Annotated in this window: 21 protein-coding genes and 3 pseudogenes; 15 read left to right on the top strand and 9 right to left on the bottom strand. The window is 32.4% G+C overall.

Annotation, left to right across the window (positions count from 1 at the left end; all coding sequences use genetic code 11):
* Positions 1–981 (bottom strand): annotated as a pseudogene (locus C564_RS0127785) (hypothetical protein); the annotation flags it as partial.
* A 1,256-nt stretch (positions 982–2,237) separates the two neighbouring features.
* On the opposite strand from C564_RS0127785, the gene C564_RS0127780 reads away from it, so the two are divergent.
* Positions 2,238–3,917, top strand: a complete 1,680-nt coding sequence (locus tag C564_RS0127780; RefSeq protein ID WP_018767651.1) for a helix-turn-helix domain-containing protein — start codon at positions 2,238–2,240, stop codon at positions 3,915–3,917.
* A 108-nt stretch (positions 3,918–4,025) separates the two neighbouring features.
* Here the strand turns inward: C564_RS0127780 and C564_RS37850 are convergent.
* Positions 4,026–4,241, bottom strand: a pseudogene (locus tag C564_RS37850) (hypothetical protein); the annotation flags it as partial.
* Positions 4,242–5,267: 1,026 nt separating this feature from the next.
* Between C564_RS37850 and C564_RS33855 the strand changes: the two are divergent.
* Positions 5,268–5,633: pseudogene (locus C564_RS33855) on the top strand (hypothetical protein).
* A 271-nt stretch (positions 5,634–5,904) separates the two neighbouring features.
* On the opposite strand, the gene C564_RS0127765 reads toward C564_RS33855, so the two are convergent.
* Both C564_RS0127765 and C564_RS0127760 read right to left on the bottom strand, forming a co-directional pair.
* Positions 5,905–6,192: a hypothetical protein gene (locus C564_RS0127765; RefSeq protein ID WP_006097652.1), complete on the bottom strand. Its 288-nt coding sequence runs from the start codon at positions 6,190–6,192 to the stop codon at positions 5,905–5,907.
* A 1-nt stretch (position 6,193) separates the two neighbouring features.
* Positions 6,194–7,015 carry a ParA family protein gene (locus C564_RS0127760; RefSeq protein WP_018767649.1) on the bottom strand — a complete coding sequence of 274 codons (822 nt, stop codon included), beginning with the start codon at positions 7,013–7,015 and terminating at the stop codon, positions 6,194–6,196.
* 862 nt (positions 7,016–7,877) lie between these two features.
* On the opposite strand from C564_RS0127760, the gene C564_RS0127755 reads away from it, so the two are divergent.
* Positions 7,878–8,243, top strand: coding sequence for a hypothetical protein (locus C564_RS0127755; protein WP_018767648.1), 366 nt, complete (start codon positions 7,878–7,880; stop codon positions 8,241–8,243).
* Positions 8,244–9,413: 1,170 nt separating this feature from the next.
* On the opposite strand, the gene C564_RS0127745 is transcribed toward C564_RS0127755, so the two are convergent.
* The gene (locus C564_RS0127745; RefSeq protein WP_018767646.1) at positions 9,414–9,989 is read right to left on the bottom strand and encodes a DUF5710 domain-containing protein; all 576 of its coding nucleotides are present in this window, start codon (positions 9,987–9,989) and stop codon (positions 9,414–9,416) included.
* A 420-nt stretch (positions 9,990–10,409) separates the two neighbouring features.
* On the opposite strand from C564_RS0127745, the gene C564_RS0127740 reads away from it, so the two are divergent.
* Positions 10,410–11,114: a CvpA family protein gene (locus C564_RS0127740; RefSeq protein ID WP_018767645.1), complete on the top strand. Its 705-nt coding sequence runs from the start codon at positions 10,410–10,412 to the stop codon at positions 11,112–11,114.
* 43 nt (positions 11,115–11,157) lie between these two features.
* On the opposite strand, the gene C564_RS0127735 is transcribed toward C564_RS0127740, so the two are convergent.
* Entirely contained in the window at positions 11,158–11,514 is a 357-nt protein-coding gene (locus tag C564_RS0127735; RefSeq protein ID WP_018767644.1) for a hypothetical protein, read from the bottom strand.
* A gap of 20 nt (positions 11,515–11,534) precedes the next feature.
* Positions 11,535–12,758: a ParM/StbA family protein gene (locus C564_RS0127730; RefSeq protein WP_018767643.1), complete on the bottom strand. Its 1,224-nt coding sequence runs from the start codon at positions 12,756–12,758 to the stop codon at positions 11,535–11,537.
* A gap of 385 nt (positions 12,759–13,143) precedes the next feature.
* On the opposite strand from C564_RS0127730, the gene C564_RS0127725 reads away from it, so the two are divergent.
* On the top strand, positions 13,144–13,722 hold the full coding sequence (locus C564_RS0127725; protein WP_018767642.1) for a DUF3967 domain-containing protein: 579 nt from the start codon (positions 13,144–13,146) through the stop codon (positions 13,720–13,722).
* Between the two features lie 513 nt (positions 13,723–14,235).
* On the opposite strand, the gene C564_RS0127720 is transcribed toward C564_RS0127725, so the two are convergent.
* Entirely contained in the window at positions 14,236–15,231 is a 996-nt protein-coding gene (locus C564_RS0127720) for a hypothetical protein (protein ID WP_018767641.1), read from the bottom strand.
* 491 nt (positions 15,232–15,722) lie between these two features.
* On the opposite strand from C564_RS0127720, the gene C564_RS0127715 reads away from it, so the two are divergent.
* Together C564_RS0127715 and C564_RS0127710 are read left to right on the top strand one after the other, a co-directional pair.
* Entirely contained in the window at positions 15,723–16,877 is a 1,155-nt protein-coding gene (locus C564_RS0127715) for an AimR family lysis-lysogeny pheromone receptor (RefSeq protein WP_018767640.1), read from the top strand.
* 24 nt (positions 16,878–16,901) lie between these two features.
* Positions 16,902–17,153 (top strand): hypothetical protein, encoded by a 252-nt coding sequence (locus tag C564_RS0127710; protein ID WP_018767639.1) that lies wholly within the window; start codon positions 16,902–16,904, stop codon positions 17,151–17,153.
* A 272-nt stretch (positions 17,154–17,425) separates the two neighbouring features.
* Here the strand turns inward: C564_RS0127710 and C564_RS0127700 are convergent, their stop codons facing one another.
* Positions 17,426–17,809, bottom strand: coding sequence for a helix-turn-helix domain-containing protein (locus C564_RS0127700; RefSeq protein ID WP_016133013.1), 384 nt, complete (start codon positions 17,807–17,809; stop codon positions 17,426–17,428).
* 141 nt (positions 17,810–17,950) lie between these two features.
* Here C564_RS0127700 and C564_RS0127695 point away from each other — a divergent pair, with 141 nt between their 5' ends.
* The 8 genes from C564_RS0127695 to C564_RS0127660 all read left to right on the top strand — a co-directional run bounded on the left by C564_RS0127695 (position 17,951) and on the right by C564_RS0127660 (position 23,679).
* Entirely contained in the window at positions 17,951–18,160 is a 210-nt protein-coding gene (locus C564_RS0127695) for a helix-turn-helix domain-containing protein (RefSeq protein WP_016133014.1), read from the top strand.
* 149 nt (positions 18,161–18,309) lie between these two features.
* Positions 18,310–20,538: a SpaA isopeptide-forming pilin-related protein gene (locus C564_RS0127690; protein ID WP_018767637.1), complete on the top strand. Its 2,229-nt coding sequence runs from the start codon at positions 18,310–18,312 to the stop codon at positions 20,536–20,538.
* 23 nt (positions 20,539–20,561) lie between these two features.
* The gene (locus C564_RS0127685) at positions 20,562–21,023 is read left to right on the top strand and encodes a hypothetical protein (RefSeq protein WP_018767636.1); all 462 of its coding nucleotides are present in this window, start codon (positions 20,562–20,564) and stop codon (positions 21,021–21,023) included.
* 42 nt (positions 21,024–21,065) lie between these two features.
* Complete coding sequence (locus C564_RS0127680; RefSeq protein ID WP_018767635.1) at positions 21,066–21,641, top strand: TraM recognition domain-containing protein; 576 nt, start codon at positions 21,066–21,068, stop codon at positions 21,639–21,641.
* Positions 21,642–21,808: 167 nt separating this feature from the next.
* The gene (locus C564_RS0127675) at positions 21,809–22,057 is read left to right on the top strand and encodes a hypothetical protein (RefSeq protein WP_003203347.1); all 249 of its coding nucleotides are present in this window, start codon (positions 21,809–21,811) and stop codon (positions 22,055–22,057) included.
* 590 nt (positions 22,058–22,647) lie between these two features.
* Entirely contained in the window at positions 22,648–23,097 is a 450-nt protein-coding gene (locus tag C564_RS0127670; RefSeq protein WP_018767634.1) for a hypothetical protein, read from the top strand.
* Positions 23,098–23,120: 23 nt separating this feature from the next.
* Positions 23,121–23,360: a hypothetical protein gene (locus C564_RS0127665; RefSeq protein ID WP_018767633.1), complete on the top strand. Its 240-nt coding sequence runs from the start codon at positions 23,121–23,123 to the stop codon at positions 23,358–23,360.
* A 25-nt stretch (positions 23,361–23,385) separates the two neighbouring features.
* The gene (locus C564_RS0127660) at positions 23,386–23,679 is read left to right on the top strand and encodes a hypothetical protein (protein WP_018767426.1); all 294 of its coding nucleotides are present in this window, start codon (positions 23,386–23,388) and stop codon (positions 23,677–23,679) included.
* Positions 23,680–23,834 lie beyond the last annotated feature (155 nt).

Raw genomic sequence — 23,834 nt, 5'->3', positions numbered from 1 at the left:
CACAGATTCAATAAAACGAGCTTTTCGTGCATACGTAACCTTTGGCGTGAATGGATCGCGATACTGTACTTCTCCAGCTTCTTTTGTACATAAGAAATCTGTATGTAAGGATAGATATAACGTCGTATATCTTTTTTTATTTTTAACCCCTTTTTGTAATTTGCAAATTTTGAATAGGGGAGTCCCTGTACATGGTAATGCAGTTGTTAATTCTGTCATAACCGCACGGATTTGATGTGGGTATTTCTTATGTAAAAAGCGGTACATCCCTCCAAAATGAGTTGTATTTCCTCTTTCATCTTGTTTATCTAAGGAACGTTTAAGAGTCGTTTCGCTGTGCTGTTGCATAGCAATGTCCAAGAATAGTTTCTTAGCCGCAACTGAAAGCTCAAAGAAAGCCTTGGTAAATACGACTGGGCTAATATAAACATAGGAATTTGCCTTTTCAGTTTCTTCGTTCATAAAATGAGTGAGCTTAATGGTATAGCGACCATCTAATTCATTTTCTATTGTAATAATGTTATGTAAACTTAATTTCTTTAATGCAATATAGAACTGAGAATGTTGTATATAAGCAAATTCCTCTTTATATTGCTTGTAATCTTCCCACATCATATGTACTGTTACATTTGGAATGACCCCATTCGTGTAACATTTCTTGTGTAGATATAAGAAGACTTCAAGATCAGCATTTGTAATACCATATAATTTATGTTTTCGTCCCATTTTTTCTGAAATAGCAGATAGTGTACGACTTGAAAAAGATGGTTTCGCCTGAGCCACAAAGCCATCTACATCAGCAATACGTTCTTCATATGTCATATGATCCAGAATATCCTCAAGGTATGTATCTTTATAGCTGTAGTATTTTTCTTCAAAAGCTTCAACAAGTTTCTGCCAAGATTTCAATGTTACTAAAACTGCATTTGTATCTTGTCCATTTAGACTACGTTGATTACGAATAATAAATGATTGTCTCATCTTTTTCACCTCCTACACATAAATCCAGAAATATATGCCAAAACACTATAAAATATACCAATTATGATTATAGCAAATCGAAATTTGATGAAATGTGCCCCTTTAAGAGAAAAAATGAAAAGATGAAATGCACGTTAATCCCTTGTGTATCAAGGGGTTTGAAGATGTATCGATTTTTTTTTATGGACATCATACCGCTACAGATTTTCATCTTTCTAGAAAATCAATAAATCATTAGAAAGAACCTCATAAACATTGATACAATAATGTTTATGAGGTTCTTTTATAAATACAAAAGGGACATCATATGGCTATAAGTTTTCATGTTTTTAGATACGAAATTATTCATAGAATTGCCTTTAAACATTGGTATTAAAGAGTTCGAACTCAAAATTTCGAATTTTAAAAGGGACATCATATAGCTAAATCCTTTTCATCTTTTTATAAAAAAAGGGACATCATACCGCTACAGATTTTCATATTCTATAAATAGTCGAAAATAAGAGCAAACGGAAGTGAATGTATGATATCAAAGGGTTTATAGAACATTCACGTTATTCAAAGGGGGCATCATATAGCTATGAGTTTTCATGTTTTTAGATATGAGATTATTCATAGAATAGTCTTTAAGCGTTGATATTAAAGGATTCAATCTCGGAATTTCAAATTTTAAAAGGGACATCATATAACTAAGACCTTTTCATCTTTGTATGAAAAAAGGACATCATACCGCTACAGATTTTCATATTCTATAAATAGTTAAAAATACGAATAAAAGGTAGTGGGTGTATGATATCAAAGGGTTTATAGAACATTTACATTATTCAAAAGAGACATCATATAGCTAAAAATTTTCATGTTGCATATTGTAATTATAAAAGAAAATCTATTATATCAAGCTGTAGCCCTCTTTTTTAAAAAGATTGTGCAGTTGAAAGGGGAATGATATAGCTACAGATTTTCATGTTTATGAAAAATGATACTAATAGAAGCAGGATCTATGAAAAAAACTAGGATACTACTCAAGCCTTTGAATTAAGTCGTATTTGGATTTTACAAATTGAGTTGGTCTTGTATAATCATTTAAAGGGATGATTATAAGTATAAATACTAGGATCTTGTAAAGGTGTAACGTAGAAAATTTCAAATAAAATATTCTAATTATCTTTCTTGTTATTTAGAAAGGGACATCATATAGCTAAGTATTTTCACGTTTAAATAACATTTATTAAATTTATATAAGGAGCAAAATATATATGGAAGACGTTCTACAGTTGTTTAGAGATGCATTATCAATAACAGAACCAATTTATAAACAGAACGAGCCATTGTGGCGTAAATGGAATTCATACTATGTAGACGTTGAAGCAGATAATAGTAAAATTGTAACTTCAGAATACCTTTCTCCATCATTTTCAATGCTTGTACAGTGGGTGAAGCAGCAGCAAGGAAAAGGCATTTCAGCTTTAGATATATTCAAAAATATAGATACTCACAAAGTAACAATTCATGAAACAATAGATGTCTTTATAGCCCAAGAGTTTCGTAATGAAGATACAGTTAATACTGTAACACATACACCAGTGATTGAACCTGATGCGAATATAGCGCATGAAAATTATTTAGAAGTAAATAATTCCGCCGTTTATTATAAGTTAAGAGATGGGATAGCAAAGAATCAATTTGAGGAAGATGAAAATACAAAATTAAAATCATATCCCATTGAAACGAAAGATAGTAATGGAGTAGCACAGCTTTCCTCTCATAAAGATGAAGACCTAAGGTTAACGAATATTGAGGAAGCCGCAAGATGGAATACATTAGTAGATGGTGTAATGAGTAATATGGATGATTTAACAGCGGACGTATTAGATACCATCACAATTCAATGGCTAAATGAAGCAAACTCACCTGATGAATTTATTGATTTTTCATATGAACAAGTTTTAGAAATGTGCAGTATTTCAAAAGCAAAAGCAAGTGGTGTTGAATATTATAGAGTGGAAGATAAGATTAAGGTAGCTAAACGTATAGCGGCTCTAGCAAGTATTTTCATATACTTAAATGATGAGAATGAAGTAGTCGTACTAAATGATCGCGCTGAAACAGGTAAACATTATGAAGTAAAGCGTGAAGTAATTAAAAGGTTATTTGTATTAGATTCTGTAGTGCTTTGGAGAGATAAAAATACAAATGAATACATGGGTATAGAATCGTGCCGAATTAAACCGGGAAGTTTCTTATCCAGTTATCTATATGGATCTAATAGCACTACAGCACTATTATCAAAAAAGGCCCTTGAATATAATAGCTATAGACACAAATATCATAAAAGGTTAATTCGTTATTTGACATGGCAGTGGAGAATTCGTCAAATGTTTTCTAACTTAAAAAGGCCCTATTCTATAGGGGGAGATAAAGGGTTATTAGCGGTGATGGGCATAAACCAAAAGCAAAAGCCTAACCGTATTCGTGATCAACTAGAAAATGTTTTGATTGACTTAGAAAAAGAAGGTGTAATTTCCCATTGGGGATATGATAAAGGTTTAGATGAGGAACAATTGACGAAGAAGAATTGGTTTAAAAATTATTATTCACAGTTAGGAATAGTAATACTACCACCTAAAGAATTAATTCATTCAATGGAAAACTTAGCAAAAAAGAAGACTTTAGATGTAATACATGAGGAAAATCAACCAGTAAAAATTGAAGAAAAACCATTAGATATGAATGGAACCGAACAATTAATCAGGGATAGAATAGAATTTATGCATAGGAGAAAGAACATAACTATGCGAGAGCTCTCAGCAGAGATAGGCATATCACAGCCCACTCTATCTAGATTCTATAATAAAAAAACAAAGCGTCTCTCTGGAACTGCGAGAGACAAATTAAACCAATGGTATAAAAGACAAATAATCATCGATAAAATGTAAATTAAAGCTAAAATTAGTATTAAAAAGAGTCCTAGAAATAGGACTCTTTTTAGTGTAGTTATTGAATTTGCCTGTTTTAAAATACATTACAAAAATATAGAAATATCCCTATTTAGAAACAGGGATATTTCTATACTTTGTTAATAATTTAAATTCCCTTTTCTGTTCAAGAGTTAATTCATTTTCTACATAACGATTAATAAGTAAATTAATTATTTCATGAGCATATTGCCTATTAGTGAGTTTCATTAGTGCTTCAGGTTCTTCCTTAGATGGACTAGAAATTTTAAAACTGCCCTGTTGGTTTTTAAATTTCTTTTTCTCTTACACATTCACTTGTCTTTACTCATTTTTAGGTGAAGAAATAGGAGAATCTGCGCTATTTCTGATAACAAAAGTAGGGATATATATAGAAATCTACTTATAGAAATAGGGATATTTCTATATTGGAAAGAAGATTATAGCAATGATATATGGTACATGTAATAGAATCATAGAATTAACGGATAATGCCTAAACCATTGATTTCAAAGGCGATTAACTAAAATGAAAATAAAGGATATTCCAGATTTTGAAGAGATAAAAAGAATGGCGCTACTGGCTTATAAACAATGGAGGGGCTAATACTGATTAGTGGCGTAGTGTTATTGTAGCTAACGAAGTACAAGAAAAATATTAAACAGTTAGCTTTAGAGATAAAACGATTGATGAAGGAATATCATGAGGAAGTTGCAGCGGCGAGAGAAAAGAAAAAGTCGTGGAGGAAGTTCTGGTGACGATATTTTTTAAAATCACAAAAATATAGAAATAGGGATGTTTCTATGCTGTGGGAAAAGAACACAGTGATGATATGTGGTACATGTAATAGAATTAACGGATAATGCCTAAACCATCGATGTCAAAAGAGATTGACTACAATGAAAATGAAACTAAAAGGATACTCCTGATCTTGAAGAGATAAAAAGAATAGCGCTACTAGCACAAAAATAATGGGATGTTACTACTGATTAGTGGCGTAGTGTTATTGTAGCCAAGTGCAAGGAAAATATTAAACAGTTAGCTTTAGAGACAAAACGATTGATTAAGGTGTTAAGTGACAAAAAAGCTGTTTAATTTACAATAAAGTCGTTTGAAAAATAATAAAGTTGTTTAATTCTTATTGGACTAACAGGCAGGTTAGTTAAAGAGTGTTAGTTAACTTGTGTTCAACAATTGGGCCAGATTATTGAGAATCCCTCTCAAAGAGAGGTAGTTATTTATGTTAAAATATTGCAAGTGAAATCAGGTTCTTAACGATTTTATCAAGTATCAGGCAAAGTAATTCAGAAACGAAGAAGGGACAGTACTAACATGGAAAACGTATCAAATGTAGATAAATTGGAAGCAATAAAATCTTTACAATCGACAATCAGTAAACTCGAAAATGCCTTGTCACAGATGAATCAGAAAGGCACAAATACTACCTTAGTAAAGAAACGACTCAAAGCTGTTTGCATCGGCTTAGCAATGCTAGAAAACGTTTAGAATCAAAGGCCCCATCATTACACCCAGGAAGATTTAGCAGAAGCTCGCAATGTTCTTACTGGTTTGCTTCCATCAATTGAGAACATTTATGATAAGTCAAAGGCTGGTAGTCTCCAAAGAACGCTTTTAGAAAGGAGAATAAAAGCATTGAAACTAGCTATCCAAGTGATTGACAATTTTCCTAATAAATAACTTATCTAACTAAATAGAGTAACGAGTGATTTAGTTCCATAAGAATTAAACAACTTTAAAGAGCTTTACTACAAAAAAATGTAGTAAGGCTCTTATATTTTTATATCGAAATTAAATAACTTTATTATCACTTTACATAAGGAATATCATGAGGAAGCTGCAGCGGCAAAAGAGAAGAAAAAGTCGAGGAGGAAGTTCTGGTGACGGTATTTTTTTAAACTACGAAAATATAGAAATATCCCTATTTCTTAATAGGAATATTTCTATATTTCTAGATCTCTGTTAATAATTTAAATTTCTTTTTCTGTTCAGGAGTTAATTGATTTTCTACATAATGATGTATAAGTAAATCAATTATTTCATGAGCATATTTTTTATTAGTGAGTTTCATTAGTGCTCCAAGCTCTTCCTTAGATTGACTAGAAATTTTAATACTGCCCTGTTGGTTTTTAAATTTCTTTTTCTCCGGTGTTACAACTGAATCCTCGTTTGGGATATAAGGATCTGTTGGATTAAAATTGCTCTTTTTTCTGACTAATAATCCAGGAGTTTTTGCCATGTTATACACCAACCTTCAAACTTTCAAAAATATTGATACGAGACAATAATTCATCACTAATCTTTTCGTATAGTTCTATTACATTTAAATCATGTCTATCATTTTCAGTAATACCGTTTACATCAAACCTTTTAATACGTTCCATCTGTGGAACGATATTTTTAAATAGGTTTTCTTCACCAAAAATTTCACGAGCATTTTCCATAATGTATTCATCCACTTTACCATTATTTTTTAATAGCACTGGAAGAATACCTACAACTTCAATATCAAGATCATATTGCTCTTTTAATTTTATTAGTTGGTTAATGTAGTTTTCTGCACCTGTAAGAGAACGTTCTTGTGTTTGTAGAGTTATAAGAACATAATCAGAAGCTACAACTGCATTTTTTGTGACTTCAATTGACATAGGTGGAACATCGATAAATATGTAATCGTATTTATGTTTTATTTTCTCAAGTAATCCCTTAAAGTAGAAATCTTCTTCTGCTTCCGAAGAACACGATTTATATAGAAATTTTGCGAAATCTTGAAAATCAACATAAGAAGGAATTAAATATAAATTTTCCATTATTTCAATTTCTAATCCATCTAAATTCCCATCTTGAATTCCTTTCATTAATGTTTTATTTAAAGTTACCTTTTCATCAGGATTAAGGATAGATTTTGTTAACATTAGAGATTTTGTTGCATTACTCTGCGGATCAAGGTCAACGAGTAAAGTTCGTTTCCCCTTTTTTGCGAATTCATAAGAGTTTAATACAGCATTAGTGGTTTTACCAACGCCCCCTTTGTAATTCCCAACAGTAATAGTAATAGCCATTTATACCACTCCATTTATCTTTTTGAAAAATTCCCTATTTCCCTATTTCTATGTATAGAAATAGGGAAATTTCTATATTATAAAGAAAATTATAGCAAGGATATGTGGTACATGCAATAGAATCAGCTATTTATACCACTCCATTTATTTTTTAACCCCCTCCCTTATACCTCATACCCATATCACCATCAAGCTAAGAAAAGCAAATATCCTAGAACGAGAAAATTGGCATCTCCAGGTGGAAATGTACAGGTTGTTTTAGGAGCGTTATAAAAAACTTTTCCATAATCAACGTTGTATGAGCTTAACTTGGTGGCAATGACCTATTTCAATATTGTTGATAGTAAAAGCAGGGACATAGGGAAATATCCACTTATAGAAATAGGGATATTTTGATATTGTAAAGATGATTATAGTAGTGATATGTGGTACATGCAGTAGAATCAGCAATTTATATTACTCCAGTAATTTTTCAAAATTTCCCCCTATACCTCCATTTCTGATAACAAAAGCAGAGATATTGTCTCATTAAAAAAATGTTTTAGACTATAGAAAAAAGCATTAGACTGTTAAAAAGTAGTTGTAGACTGATAAGGTGTTTTCTGTACATGAAAGCATTTTGTTAAGTGCTAAAAAGTCGTTTAAAAAATAATAGAGTTGTTTAATTCTTATTGGACTAACAGGAGGGTTAGTTGAAGAGTGTTAGTTAACTTGTGTTCAATAATTGGGCCGGATTATTGAGAATCCCTCTCAAAGAAAGTTAGTTATTTATGTTAAAATATTGCGAGTGAAATCAGGTTCTTAGCGATTTTATCAAGTATCAAGCAAAATAATTCAGAAACGAAGAAGGGACAGTGCTAACATGGAAAACGTATCAAATGTAGACAAATTGGAATCAATAAAATCTTTACAATCGACAATCAGTAAACTCGAAAATGCCTTGTCACAAATGACTCAGAAAGGCGCAAATACTACCTTAGTAAAGAAACGACTCAAAGCTATTTGTATCGGCTTAGCAATGCTAGAAAACGTTTGGAATCAAAGAACCTATCATTACACCCAGGAAGATATAGCGGAAGCTCGCAATGTTCTTACTGGTTTGCTTCCATCAATTGAGAACATTTATGATAAGTCAAAGGCTGGTAGTCCCCAAAGAACGCTTTTAGAAAGAAGAATAAAAGCGTTGAAACTAGCTATCCAAGTGATTGACAATTTTTCTAATAAATAACTTATCTAACTAAATAGAGTAACAGGCGCTTTAGTTTAATAGGAATTAAACAATTTTAAAGAGCCTTACTACAAAAAATGTAGCAAAGCTCTTATATTTTTAAATCGAAAATAAATAACTTTATTGTCATTTGACAGATGTTCCGAACGAGAAAGCTCACTACGATACGACAGCGCCCGTTTTGGGGGGAGTGTCCAATCTACCAATCTAGTTACTTTCTAAAAGAATCCTTATATCTATATTTTGGATAACGAAATTAGATAGAAGGTTATAGCAGTGATATGTGGTACATGCAATAGAATCTGTCATTTATACCACTCCATTTATTATTTGAAAAATTTCTTATAGCCCTTTATCTCATGCCCATCAAGCTAAGAAAAGCAAATATCCTAAAACGAGAGAATTGACATCTGCAGGTGGACTGTACATTTTTTTTGTTTAGGGGCGTTATAAAAAAGAAACAAGCTTTCCTATAATCGATGTTGCATGAGCGTAACTTGATGGCAATGATCTATCTCAATATTTTTGATAGCAAAGGTGGGAATGTAGGGAAATATCCACTTATAGAAATAGGGATATTTCTATGTTGTAAAGAGGATTATAGTAGTGATATGTGGTACATACAATAGGATCAGTAATTTATATTACTCTATTAATTTTTCAAAGGCTCCTCCTATACCTCAATTTCTGATAACAACAGTAGGGGAATAGGGAATTATAGTAATGATATCAGGACTATTTCATTGTAAGTCAGACGATCTTTAGGATTTTTTGCATTAGCAAAGTTCAGTATCCATGTTATCCAATTATAGGGCGCTATTTTTTGAGTAAAACCTAGATTGTCAAACGACTTTATTGTCAATTGACAGATGTTCCGAATGAGAAAGCTCACTACGGTGCGACGGAGCCTTCTTTAGGGATAGGAGTGTCAAATATACCACTCTAGTTATTTTCTAACAGAATCCCTATATCAATATTTAGGTTAACGAAATTAGAAATATAGGGAAATATCCACTTATAGAAATAGGGATATTTCTATATTGTAAAGAGATTTATAGCAGTGATATTTAGTACATGCAATAGAATCAGCTGTGGATTTGAAATAAAGTCGCATCGATTAGAAAAAAAGATTAACTATTTATAAAAAATGAATAGTTGTATCCTTTTGTTTTACACATACCAGGAATAACAAGCACTAATCTCAATGGCTGCAGAAAATTTATGAATTTTTATATCCTTATTATTTTCTATTGTATGCAGTGGGTTATCCTCAAAAGATGGAAAATCCCCTAATTTTGCATTACAATGTTTGCAATGATTTAAATAATATTCTCCTCCCATCTTTGTAGAATCTAGATAATAGTTATTTGTGATTTTTTTCATGTTTTGTAATGCATTACGACTGATACAATCTACATAGGTTAATAGTGTGAAAAATTGAATAGGCTCCCCAAAAAATGAACAGTCTTCATCATCTTCGTTTTCAAATTCTAATGAAATGTATCCGCTGGGAAAACAATAAGCAAAAATAGGAGTTTGTTTCCCACATCTCCAGCATGCTCTATGTAATTCTATAATCCAAAATTCAGATGATTGTGCAGTATAAATCCATTTCGAAAAAGGCTTTGTTTCTTTGTAGTTTTTTGCAAAGATGTACCATGTCTTATTCTTCATGTCCCATTTTCCACCAAGGTCTTTTACTGTTTCCTTCTGAGCGTAAGGCACACACAGATTAATTCGTGGCAAGTTAATTCCCCCCAGAAAATTTTATTTTAATCCACTTCAGATCAATTATAACTAAAAATTCTAACTATTTAATTGTAACACTTTCCATAATTTGGTATAATGTGTATTACAAGATAGATCTTTATAACAATGAATATATAAAATAATGATCATACAAGATTTAAGTTAAAGTGATATAATCGCTTATCGCCAAAAACATTTATTAAACGTAGAAACTTCTCTTTTTCTTAAGAATATCTTCATATCAAATTAGACTACCTATGATATCATTCAATACAGGATCCATTCAATATTCATTCACATCCAATCTCAAAATTGAACTCTTGGAATTTATTTATACAAATATACAAGCTCAAAGTTCAAAAATGTAGAAATTCAAATTGTAACATTTGAATTTTGAACGAAATGGGGAATTGAGATATGTTTGATTTATTACAAACTTATACTGCACTATATAAACGGAAGGAACTTGAAAAGGAATATTCTGATTTAGTTGCTTCTGAAAAACCACGTAATGTCATTCCTTCATATTGGACTTTGGGAGTTTTGGGGATTATTGGTTTAATTTTTATTGCTTTAGTTCTTGGATCAGAGTTTTTTCAAACTATATCTACAACTTCTTTATTAGGAAGTATTTTTTATGCTATTGGGTATATTATATTATTTGTAATAGCACTTATTGTATTAGCACTAATCTTATTTGTAGTAGGTATACTTGTAAAACTCTTAAATTATATTTTTGGACTGTTTATTCGAAGAACTACAGCACATCGATTAAAATTAAATGAAATATTGTATAAAAAGAAGGTCCTTCAAGATAAATATAATGAACTAAATCATGTGTTGGTAAATTCATATGTTCCAGCAGAATTTCAAGACTTGGGAATTTTAGAGTTTTTAAATAAAGTGATTAAGCAGAGGAGAGCAAGTACAATACCAGAGGCAATTAATCTTTATGTAGCTGAAATGCATCACCAAGAACAGTTAAATAAAATCACTGCATTAGAGGCTCAATCAAATAAAAAAATTATGGTATTAGAACAAGATTTAGCAAAAGCCCATAAAGCAGCAAAAAAAGCTCAGAAAACGGCAGATTCAGCCTTTTTCATTTCTATATTGAAGTAAACAAAAAGACCTTCAGGATTGCACCTAAAGGTCTTTTTATTAGTTAGAAATCAATCTCTTCGTTATCTTCTTCAGAAATACCACCAAGTACTTCCTTAGCATCAATAATTTTACCTTCTTGGAGTACAGGCTCTTCCATTTTTAAATCTTCTTGTTTCTGTGTGGGAACAAATCCATTAGTAAGTAGAAGATCCAATTTATTTTCAACTGTATCTAAAAGATTTAATCTCTGTTCTACATGATCTAATTTCCGCAGTAGTTGCTCATAACGTTTTTCATTTTGTACCAGTTCAACAACAAATGCTGTTAATTGCCTACTATTAGCTTTTTCATTAAGAATCTTATATACATCGTCAGGCATATTATCAGCACGCAATGCCATTTTTCTATTTTTAGCCATTATCAGCACGTCCCTTTATTCTATGCTAACTGTCCCTTCATTTCATCAATTGCTTTTAATTCTAACGCAGCTAGGTTAATTGTACGTGATGTTGGAGCAAATACTTCTTTCTCGTTATTTTGAATAATATCGTTCAAGAAGAAGTGATTGTTTTTAGCAGCTGTTTCAGACATATGATCCAATAAAGCAAGACGGATGTATGGTTCTAAAACTGGTGCTTCGCCTCCGATATAGATGAATTTCAATACCGTATTCGTACTAGATGGGATGAATACATCAAGAATTTTAGCAATTAAAATTCTTGCATATTCTTTTAGTGCTTCTACAATTTCAACTGTGAAATCATATTCTTCACCAGTATTTTCATTCGATAGTACATACTTTTGTTCTTTATAATTATTAACAATAAATTTCTCTAATGTTCTTAGATCTTTAAAGTATTGAATCAATTTTTCTTTTCTAAAGCGTTCTAGGTATCCTAAGAATGGTTCAATATCGATAACTTGGAAAGAATCTCTGTGCTTAGGTGTAGTGAGCCCTTTACCTAATCGCACAGCATCTGTAGAACCGCCACCAATGTCAGTTAAAACCACTTCATAGTCATCGAATCTCTCGGATTCATATCGCTTTTCAATACTAATTACATTTGTATTCTGATCTTTTGAAACCATTTTATATTTTAAAGAATGTCTAGCAACTTCTGATTCATTTCTACATTTTGCTGAATTAACTGTAATAGTTAGCTCTCTTTCCATTCCTGGTGTTAACACTTTAACTTTATGTTCACCGATAAATCTTTCTTCCATTTTTTTATGGGCAATGCTAAATTTCTCTTCGCGTTTTAAAAGCCAAATTGGAAGCATCATACTCATGTTTTCAATTTCAACTTCATTATCTTCTTGCTCAGCGTTAAGAGCATGATAATATGCAATTGCTCCTAAAAAGCTTATGTAAGGGATAGGACTATTAATTTTATCGTGCATCTTATTTACATGAGAGTTTGCTAATTGATTATCTTCAGCTAATTGTCCAACTAAATAGAAAGATTCTTCACCATCAATTTCAGTAGAAATTAGTAATCTATCTAGTAAATCTTCTGGTCTAGAAATACGATCAACAAGTAAATCCTCAGCTTTTTTCTTTGAAATTTTAACTACATTCGTTGCAAGTTCAATATAATAACCATCAACCATGAAATTATTAAAACTATTTCCGAAATCCGCTACTTTTCTTCCGATTTTCATTTATAATTCCTCCTCCATACATTAAGTACGACTTAAGTGCTACTTTTAATTATATTTTAGCACATTTAACCAAAAATAAGAATACCTTTTATAATAAGTGCGACTTTAATCGTACTTATTATTTAATTAACCTATACACTTAAAAAATTCAAAATAAACAAGGAAATACCTTCTTTCAAACGAATTAGACACATAACAATTAGATGCCGACATGTCGGACATAAATGATGATGAATAACAGTAAAACAACAACACGACCGACATAAATGATGATGAATAACAGTAAAACAACAACATGACCGACATAAATGATGATCAATAACAATGCAATGACAACATGACCGACATCGATAACAACAAATGACGATGAGGCGGTGACAATGAAATGGATAGGGAAGAACCTTACAAGAAAACATATTCCCTTGCAGATATAGCAAGGATGCTTGGGAAGCCACGGACAACTCTTCAGGCATGGCGGGATCAATTCAAACCATATTTACCAACCGTCGCTGGGACGAAGGGGCGAACACTGAGATATGAACAGGAAGCATTAGAGCTTTTTAAATTAATTGCTAATATGAAAGATGCACAAGAGCCACCAGAGATAATAGAACGGATGTTAAAACAAAACGTAGATTATATTGTGGTAGAAGAGAGTGATGAAGACGACGAAATAACGAAGCCAATCATTCAGACAATGTATGAAAGTATGAAAGAGGTTTCTATATATTTTCAAGAACAAAAAGCCATGAACATGGAACTTTTAAAACGTATAGACCATTTAGAACAAACTAATCAAATGTTACTAAATAAGATTGATGAACAACAAAAGAATATTGATGGGAAAATAAATAACAGAGATCAACAGCTATTAGAAGTAGTTCGTGAAATACAAGAAACTAAGAAGCTAGTTGCATCTACTCAACAAGAAAAATCATGGTTCGCTAAATTATTTAAAAAATAACTTAAATAATACGTAAAAAAGTAGGGAAACTTGTATGTTTTTACAAGCTTCCCTACTTTTTTATGAATTTGATATGTCTCCTTAAATAATCACAGAAATAACAACTGATTTATTAAAAGTGATAAAGGTCTAATCCTTGTTGAATATAGAAGTAGTTGTGAATTTGGGATAGAATACTATATTTATTAAATCTTGTTTAAAAAATAAAACTATTATAAACATTAGAATCTATTTTAGGGATGTTAGGCTAACTATACCAAGCGATTCAAGATTTTATCTTAGTAAATTTCAAGGTTAATCTGTGAGTAAATGAGTGAATTTTCAGTTTTATATAAGTGTAAATTTCATAGCTGAATAGTCTAGAAAATGAGAAATAATTATAGGAACTGAGAGGTGTTTTGAATTTCTTTGTATCGAAGAAGGATAAGTTGCTTGGGGGTTATAAGAATACATGACAAATAGCCTTGCTAATTAATTTTTTTTGAGCAAGGCTAAGTTTTAGATGTTTTTTTATTAGGACTTTAGAACGCCCATTTTTTGTAAAACGGAATCCATTTTCTTGCTATTAAGCCAGTCTATAATTGGAAGTTTGCTTTCGTATTTTTGTTCGTGTTCCATATTAGTTAAGGCTTCTTTTGCTATGTAATCGTTACGCTCTTTTCTTTGCTTAGATTTTTCAGCGAACATTTTCATAAAATGAGCGGGATTACTTATTTCAGCTTGATTATATTCAAACCATTCAACGCATCTTTCAAAATCCCATCTTTGATAACGGTCAATTTTTTTCGACATTCTTAAGGCTATAGTATAAGCATCCTGTTCTGTTAAATATGTTACTGGTTGACTTGTTATATAGCGATATGCTTTTTTCTGATCTTTACTTAAATAATCATTTAAATCTTGTGATCTATCAGTAGTGTTTTGTGCAGTGTTATTTGGTTTTTCTAGTTCTTCAAAATTTAAAATATCTATGCCATTAGATAAAATATTCTTTTTCGCATGCTTGGATTCAACAGTTTTTTTAAAGAGCTTTTTCTTTAAAAATTTAGTGAAAGTAGAACATACATCAATTGCTATAGCCCATTTTACCTTGAAATATTCAATGATTTTTAAGTAATTGTTATGTAGAGTTAAAATGTAAATTGAAGGGGCAATTTTACCATGTCTTCGTACTTTAATTTGTTGGCATACTCCCAAGTCTTGTAACCAATTAAACACGTAGTTAATAATTGGTTTTGAAATACCTGATTTTTTGCTGATATGATCTTGCTTTACTTGAGAATACCCTTCTTGTACCAAATAGGATAAAACAGTTTCTAATGCCTCATATTTTCGTTTGGTAAGATAATCCTTTGTAGTAACACCCTCATATTCTAGGACAATATTATCAATATAAGTAGTAACTTTCTTGATTGCTTGATTAATAGCCCCGGGTGTTTTGGATAAGTGTTTGATTCGGGGACTTAATTCGGTTTTTGCTCGACTGAGCAAAAAGTTGTGCAATAACACAGAAAAAACCTCCTATTTTTCCCACCACAAATAAACAGGAAAACAAAGGTTTTATATTCACATCGTATGCACCTTATGATATAATTTTAATATCAAGTATGATACTAAATAAAAACACATACATTTGTAGTGTGAATTAAAACCCTATCTTTTGGAGTTTTTAATTGGATCCGGTCGCCAAACTAGAAACCAATTAAAAACTTGACGGTGGGGTTTTTTTTTGTTTTGGTTTATAAAACCTGCGTACATAGATAAGTTATTTATATTCTACAATTCCGTTTGAAGAATATCAACACTTAAAGTTCATATTTAATACTAAAGAGAAAAATATAGATAAAATTATTATCCATCCGCCTAAAATAAACTGAATATTATGTTAATAAATGAGAAAAATAGGAAGTTTTTAGTTATGATATAATCGCCTTAAACGCACATGTTTCTGAATATTTTATAAACTCAACCGAATACCGCTGAAAAAGAGGTGAATATATATGGAGAATCTAGCTAAAGAAATTGATGATTACATATCATTTAAGAATATGACATACACAGACCTTGCAAAAGAAGTTGGTGTTGCTAAATCAACCATTTCAAATTATCTTAACAAGGATAATGCATTATCAGTGTACACCTTTTCCAAAATTGTATATATTGTTTTTGAAAATGATAAAGATAAACAAGAACAAATGATTATTAATTATTTAAGTACTTTAAAAGATAGAATGAATATAAATGTAAAAGTTGCATTTGCAGTTGCCCATTTAAATGATTACTTGAAATTAATGAAGTTTATTTCGCAATTATGCAAGAAAAGTGACGACATTGAAATGAAGCGATTGGAAAAGGCTTTTAGTTTATATATTGCCCGTTTGGATGGAGAGAATGTTAAAAATATATATTTAGATATCGAGAAGGCGAGAACCATAACCAATAAAAAAAATTACGATATAGAAATCTATTGTGACATACTTAGTATGCTAATTTTATGTGATTTAGGTGATTTTGGATTGATGGAAGGATATAAGATTAGGATTGAAAATAATATGAAATTAGTGACTAATAGTCATTTAAAGAATTTATATTATTTTTGGGTAAAAGAACTATGGAGTTATTCTCTTTTAAGAACAGATATGTGTCAAGATTTTGAAGAACATAATACATACTTAAGAACATATAGAGATCTGAAGTTTTTCCCGGTCATGGAAGCGTTTTTGAATATTAGGCGTGGAGAAAGTTACATGTTCTCTGATTACAATAAGTCTTTAAAATTCTTTTTGGAAGCTTTAGATATATTGAGTGGGGCGAAAGAAAGTTTAAAATTTATGATAGCGTTAAACGATATCAATTTTATAAGAATTGTCTGGTGGAAAGATATAGATAAAATAGAATTTAATAAACTTCATCCAGCTGAGTTTGCGCTTTTTTTAATTAAGGAAGGGAAAAAAAGTGAAGCTATAAGTATACTAGAAAAAATTGAAATCAAAAAAGGGTACTTATCACCAATGCAGACATGCTATATGGGGATGGCCAAGGATGATTTAGCATTAATAAAGAAATCCATTAATATGTTTAAGTCAAATAATGATTTCCTGTACGGGAAATTTGCGGAAGGAGTATATGATAAATATTTAGAAAATGTAATGTAGTTTTTACAGAAAGGAGAGAATTGAGTGAAAAAATTATTTAGATTGATAATAGTTACCTTACTCTTGATAACAATAGTAAATGGTTTATCAGATAAAATGGCATCGTATCAATGTTATTTTAAATTTAAACATGTAGATAATCGATTTGTTTCTTATATGAATGTGGATCCTGGTGGAGGCTCTCCGAGTTTATTCGAATCATATGAATCTAATTTGGAATATACAGTTAATAGATCCATAATGCATAGAATGGTCGATCCCGGTGGTGGAGGCTGATTCTTAATCTTATTTATTTAAAAAAGACATCGTTTAAACGGTGTCTTTTGTGCTTTTATAAAATGTTTTATAAATTTCTAAGTAAGGAATTGCGAAATTTATGTGTCCATATTCACAATCTAAAAATGGAGGGATAGACATGAAATTAAGTATATATGAGCTTACAGAGATTATAAAAGAGATGGATTTACAAACATTTTGCGAAATTATTGAATTATGTTCAGAATATAGCTGTAAAGAAGAATAAGAGAGTCTCAATCATAGGGACCCTCTTATTCTTCTTTATCAATTTGCATTTTTAGTTTGTTTGCATATTTTAGTAACTCTTCTTCAATTCTAGGTTTATGTTTATCTGGAACGCTCATGTACTTTTCATAAAGCAATCGGGCTAGACGTTCAACAGGATCTTCACCCTTTATAGTATTTAATAATTCTTTATCGGGGATTTCACTCTTTAATAAAGAAGCCGTATTAACGTCAAAATAATTTGCGATTTCTTCTAACTTGTTTAGGCGAGGTTTTTTTTCTCCTGTTTCCCAACTAGAAACAGTCCTATACGTAGTTTTAAGATCTTCCGCCATTTCTTTGCGATTTACTCCTTTTAAAGCCCTTAATTTTTTTATGTTTTTTCCTAGTACGTTTTCTTCAATTTTCATATAAGTTATCACTCCAATTTTAAACAAGTAGGTTTTAAGAAGATCATCCCAATTCTCACACTTAAAGTGTTAAAATTATGAACTTTAAGTGTTGACTTTAGGCTTAAAGGCTAATAAACTGTAAATAAGGAGGTGAGACATTTGACAGTTCTAAGAGAAATTCGTGAATCAAAGGGCTATACAATTAATGAGGTTTCAAACGGTTCCAAAATCCCAGTCAGTACTTTGTATGATGTAGAATCAGGGAGAAAAGGCCTGATTTCTAGTCGGGCAAAAAGTATTGCGGATTTTTTTGGAGTACCTATCGAGAGCCTCTTTTTTACAACTTACTATCGAGCAAAGTTGGAATAACCCTTTTTTACAAAAAATAATCATACATTTATATTGTAAATGAACAATGAAGAAAAGATATAGTTTTATTGTTATTTTTTAAGTTTATAAATCTGAAAATTTTAAAAATATAGATCTTTGAAAACTGCATATATGAGGGAGCTGTTAGTATGTTGAAACGATCGTATCAAACGTTACTCATTGCTATGAGTATGCTTCTAGTTGTTCTGAATTTTGTATTTCCGTTGACGAAAGCGAGTGCTGAAGTCATTAATCGTGAGAGATATGAAATGAAATGGAGTTATAGCCCCATGTACGGGAAAGAACTACGGACAGAATTACTGAAGAATACAAATGGTCAAATTGCCTACTGCCTAACGTATGGAAAACTCAGTCCTAATGGAAATGATCTTCCAGAGATGGGGCGCACAGATAATATTGTGTATAGAGTACTTCTAAAGGGATACCCACAAAAGAGTCCAGAAGAGCTAGGAGTTTCTAACTGGAAAGAGGCACATTATGCAACGCAACTTAGTGTTTGGGCGGCATTAGGTCAAATTGACATTAATGAAGTTCAGCATAAGAATGCGAATGTTGCCAAAGCTGTAAAAGCAATTACTGCTGGGGCAGATGTGAGTCAGGAAACACAAGAACTGTACATGAATGTAACACCGACGGACAATCAAGAAGCAAAACTGAAAAATGAGTACTTTGAAACGACATTGTATCAAGTAGAAAGTAATGCAAAGAACGGTGTATTTACAGTCCAATTAACTAATGCGCCAACTGGAACAAAAGTTGTTTCAACAAACGGAGAAGAGAAACAACAGTTCAATCTAGGAGAACAATTCCGTATCCTTGTACCGAAATCCTCTCCAAGTGGCACTTTTTCCTTGAAAGTATCTTCTAATCTTTCTAAGTTGCATGCAGTAGCCTATAAGGGAAATGACAAAGTGCAAGATGCAACAGTCTTATTAGAAAGAACAGAGGAAAAAGTAAGCGCAGATCTACAGGTACACTGGAAATCCCTTGGTGGATTAAAGGTTATAAAAGTAGGAGAGCAAAAAGAAGTGTTACAAGGTGCTGTATTTGAAGTATTCAACCATGCAAACGAAAAAGTAGGCAAGATTACTACCAATGAGGAGGGGACAGCGAGCCTTTCTGGTTTAGAAGCTGGGAAGTATACTTTAAAAGAAGTAAAAGCTCCTACTGGCTATGTATTAAACGACAAACCTCAAATACTTGAAGTGAAGACTGGTGAAGTTGCAACAATCACTGTAGCGAACGCTAAAGTGAAAGGAAACATCGAGATTACAAAGCTAAGTGACAGCGGAAAAACTCTTCCAAAAGTAGAGTTCACTGTATATACAGCGGATGGAAAAGAAGTTAATAAGACCATTACAAATGAGCAAGGGATTGCTCAAGTAAAGGATCTTCCATATGGGCAGTACTATTTTGTTGAGACGAAAGGTGTAGAGGGATACCTTCTTAATAAAACGAAATACCCATTCCAAATTAAAGAACAAGGGGAACTACTCAAATTTACAGTGGAAAACAAAGAAGTAAAAGGAAATGTGCAACTTCTTAAGGTAGATGAAGAGAATCATGATAAGAAGCTAGAAGGAGCAACATTCATCCTTCAGGATAGTAAAGGGAAGAAAATCAGTGAACATAAAACAGATAAAAATGGCATGATTGAAGTCAAGAATGTACCATTTGGGTCATATCAGTTTGTAGAAAAGCAAGCGCCAAAGGGATATGTTCTATCAAAAGACCCAATACCTTTCAATATTTCAAAGAATAGCAAAACTATCACATTAACGGCTAAAAATAAACCAATTAAAGGTACTCTTATCATTACGAAGGTGGACGTGGCAGATGGGAATAATAAACTTCCAGGCGCAGAGTTTACAATTTACAATGAGAAAGGGGAGGAAGTAGTAAAAGGGAAAACAAATGAGCAAGGGATTGCAAAGTTTGAAAAACTTCCAGCAGGAAAATACACATATAAAGAAACATTTGCGCCACAGGGGTATTTGATTAACGGAGAAACCTTCTCTTTTAAAATTAAAGAAGATGGTCAAATTATTAAGCACACGGTGAAGGATCAGAAACAGCCGACACTGCCAACACCAGAGAAACCGCATCAACCGGACCAACCACAGACACCAGAACAACCAAAGGTAACAGAAAAGCCTGTTACTCCACAACCAGAGAAACCACAACAAATTGTTACAAAACCACAACTAGAAAAAACACCAGAGAAATCAGAAACAAGACTTCCAACAACAGGCGGTAAAGCTGAAAATCCATATTTAAAATGGATTGGTTTCGGATGTATCGCACTTGCTCTAATAGGATTGATATTTGCAATGAGAAATCGTAAAAAAGCAGAATAATGCCGAAAAGGAGATGAAATGTAGTGACAGGAGTCTACGTCGGTAAAACGAAAAATTTAGGGAAACTTGGGGAAGAAGTTGGGCAGCGCAAAAGTGCTTGGTTGCCTGAAGAGCTGATGCAAGCACTTTCAATCGCTCAAACTGTCATTAAACCAAGAAAACATGATGATTATTGGATGGAATCCGCTACAAAATTATTAGCAGGTAGTATTTTGTATTTAGATCAAAAACATAAAAATTTGTATTACTTAGATGTAAAAAAAGTAATTGAGTTTACGGGAAAAATATATGAAAGTGAAGCAAACTTGGTAGAAGTAGTAAGGTCGCTAGAAAATGAGCATCCAGCGTATCCAATATTTCACGAACTAGATTTATATTCAAAAGAGACAAGGGATGCGACAATTATTACACTGTTATACATTCTTGAAAAACATCAACGTGAAAAGCATGGAGAAGAAAAAGAGTATTTTTGGTTTCAATATTGAGTAAAGAGTTTCAAAGAATGAAATAAGAAAGGAGAAACAGGCATGCTAGGAGTGATTCAAAAGTGCTCGGGGCTTCTACAGGCGGTTGGAATTTTTGATCGAGGAGAAAAGGGTGTGGATGTGACAAAAGCTTCTCAAGAAGCTTATAGGACAGTGATTGAGGGTGTCAGAAAAGCCAAACAAAAGTTTATCTTTATTTTCGATCCAACGGATCAAGTTTATGAAGATACACATCAACAGAAGCTAGCGCAAGGATATCACATTGTAAAGCACAATTTGTTAAGTGATACAGTGTTCTTAGATTATGAAAATAATCAAAAAGTGATTATGTATGTCAGTATAGATACAGTTACTAGTACGTATGAAGATAGAGGTGAGGCATTATCTCATTTTCTCCACTTTCTAACTGAAAAGAAGAAAATTCGACCGATTCATCTCGTTTTTTATCAATTTGATCTTTATCCTATCCCTCATATAGAGCAGTTTTTAAAAGAAAGTGCTACCTATAATATTCGAACTTCCATCGTAGTAGAATCTCATTCTGTTTTACAGCGTATATACGGAAAACATGGGGCAAAACGAATTGCTACATCGTGTCAGACAACAGTCCTAGCATAGTCTTACCTTTCAAAAATAATCTTTTTTACTTCAGATAAGAGAATTAAACCGAATCGCATAAGGTTTTCGGGATACTACAGTCATTCGCGATATATAGATGACTAGGAAACTATACAAGATGAGAGGGGGGATTTCAAGTCCTTCCCTTTTAGGAGGAGGCGATACACATGGGAAAAGAGCAAAGACTTGCATTCTATGATATATCGTCGTCATGTGCACAAAGTGTCAAAACATTCGATGGCAAAGTGTATCAGTTAAAAGGAGCGGTAGCAGTAGAAGACACAACAGGAAATATTGAGAGGGTTGCAGAGATCTATTACCGTGTCCGTTCAGTCATGGATGAAAAACAAAAGATAATTGCCAAGAGAAGAAACCAGAAGGATGAATTGACAACCGTGTGCCAACGACGGAAATAAGATGATTTTCGAGAACAAACAAGCGGTTTTGGAGTGTGCTGAGATAGAAAAATTTATCCGATAATAATGTAAAAACCAATAATTTCGTAACTATTTTTATAGACGGTCAAAACGAAAGTTTTTCCTTATTGAAGCACAACTGTCCTTTGAAAATTCCACATGCGTGCCCTCTTTCGAAATGGTCACTAGAAGGGTTGGGTATACGATTGATTCATTGTTCGGTGTGTGCGTACGTAAAACACACCTGTGACCACGGGAAAAATACGGTGTATCCATCATCTGTAGGAGTTAGTAATCGTGAGGAATATCCCAGTGTGACATTCTGAAGAAGCGATGAACACAAAAAACAGTAGATACACAAGGTTCTACGTACATGCCAAAACGTTGTGCAGTATTGGGCTTATGGAGGTCAGGTCGGGATGGACTCTCATATGCATGCCAATATAGGGTTTACCATATCAGCCATAAATGGTAATTAATCATTATTTTCCCAATATTCTTGCTATAATAATAACCAGATGTGGAGAAACGATCTGAACTCTCAGTAGACTCCAAAATCGCTTGTTTAATACTAATAGGGAGGTCAAATTATGACTCGAAAATCAAAAATCATAGCCGTTATTGTTGCATTGGTTGCTGTTCTAGGGATTGGTTCCACACTGGTATTTTCTAATAGCAAAAAAGGTGAACTTGCAGAATTAAGCCCTCAAGAGATGAAAAAATTCATGTCACAGGATGGGACCGGATTTGTAGTTTATTCTTTCGATAAGGAAGAAAGAGATTTCTTTACAAATCAAGTGAAAAATGTTTTTGAAAAGAACAATGTAAGTGGCAAGGAGTTAAATAGTTATCATCCTGAATATGACGGAACTAAAGGTCAGTCTTATTATGGGGTAAAACAAAGACCCGATACATTAGCGTATTATCAAAAAGGAGAACTAAAAAAGGAAATACCATTTGAAAAATACAAACCTTCAGAGTTAGAAAAAGAATTGGATGTGTTTGTCCGTAATATGAAGGAAATGTATATCGATAAATAAGAGAAGAGAGGCGGTGTAATAAATTGCCTATTCCAACTGTTACACAACGAGATTTAAAGAAGTCAAGAGACTTGGTAGAAAAGTTACTGAAGGTCAAAGGAGAAAGTTATCAAAATTGGCTACACGCACAACATCAACAGTTCATTGAAGGAAATCAAGAATTAATACTAGAAGCACTCACTCTATTTGTAGGAGAAGAAAAAGATCAAGGTAGGGCACCTGAATGTTCGATAGATCCTTCTCAATCAAGTGAAGTTGTATAACTTAAATATAAGGAGAGTGTAGGGTATGTTTAAATTAAATAACTTAATTTTAGGTGCCGGGGATGGCATGTCTAGTTTAGTTAGCACAGGTGAAGCAGTTTTAACCTGGGCACAACGTTTAGGACTCATTAGTGCGGCAATCGCATTTTGTATCGGTGGTTACTACCTTATCTGGGGTGGAGAAAGAGGGAGGCACCAGAGTAAAGGTTGGTTTATTGGAGCCGCTATAGGATTGGTTGTTGTAATGGGTGCAAAGGGATTAGCAGAAGGCATTAATAGTAATATTAAGTTTGGATCCATTTTATTCTTTTGGATGTGAAGATACAACAAAATACGTTTTGAAAAAGGAGCTATGCAATTGTATAGCTTCTTTTTATATGCCAATGTAGAGCGTTAGAAAGGGGAGGAGGACACAATTTATGTTAGAAGTCATGTTTACCAAAAGTACAATACCAGAGATTAAAAGTTTTCAGA

Source organism: Bacillus sp. 105MF (genome assembly GCF_000374885.1).
GTDB classification, from domain to species: Bacteria; Bacillota; Bacilli; order Bacillales; family Bacillaceae_G; genus Bacillus_A; species Bacillus_A pseudomycoides.
The sequence above is the reverse complement of the archived record's forward strand: the minus strand, read 5'-3'. Positions and strand labels throughout refer to the sequence as shown.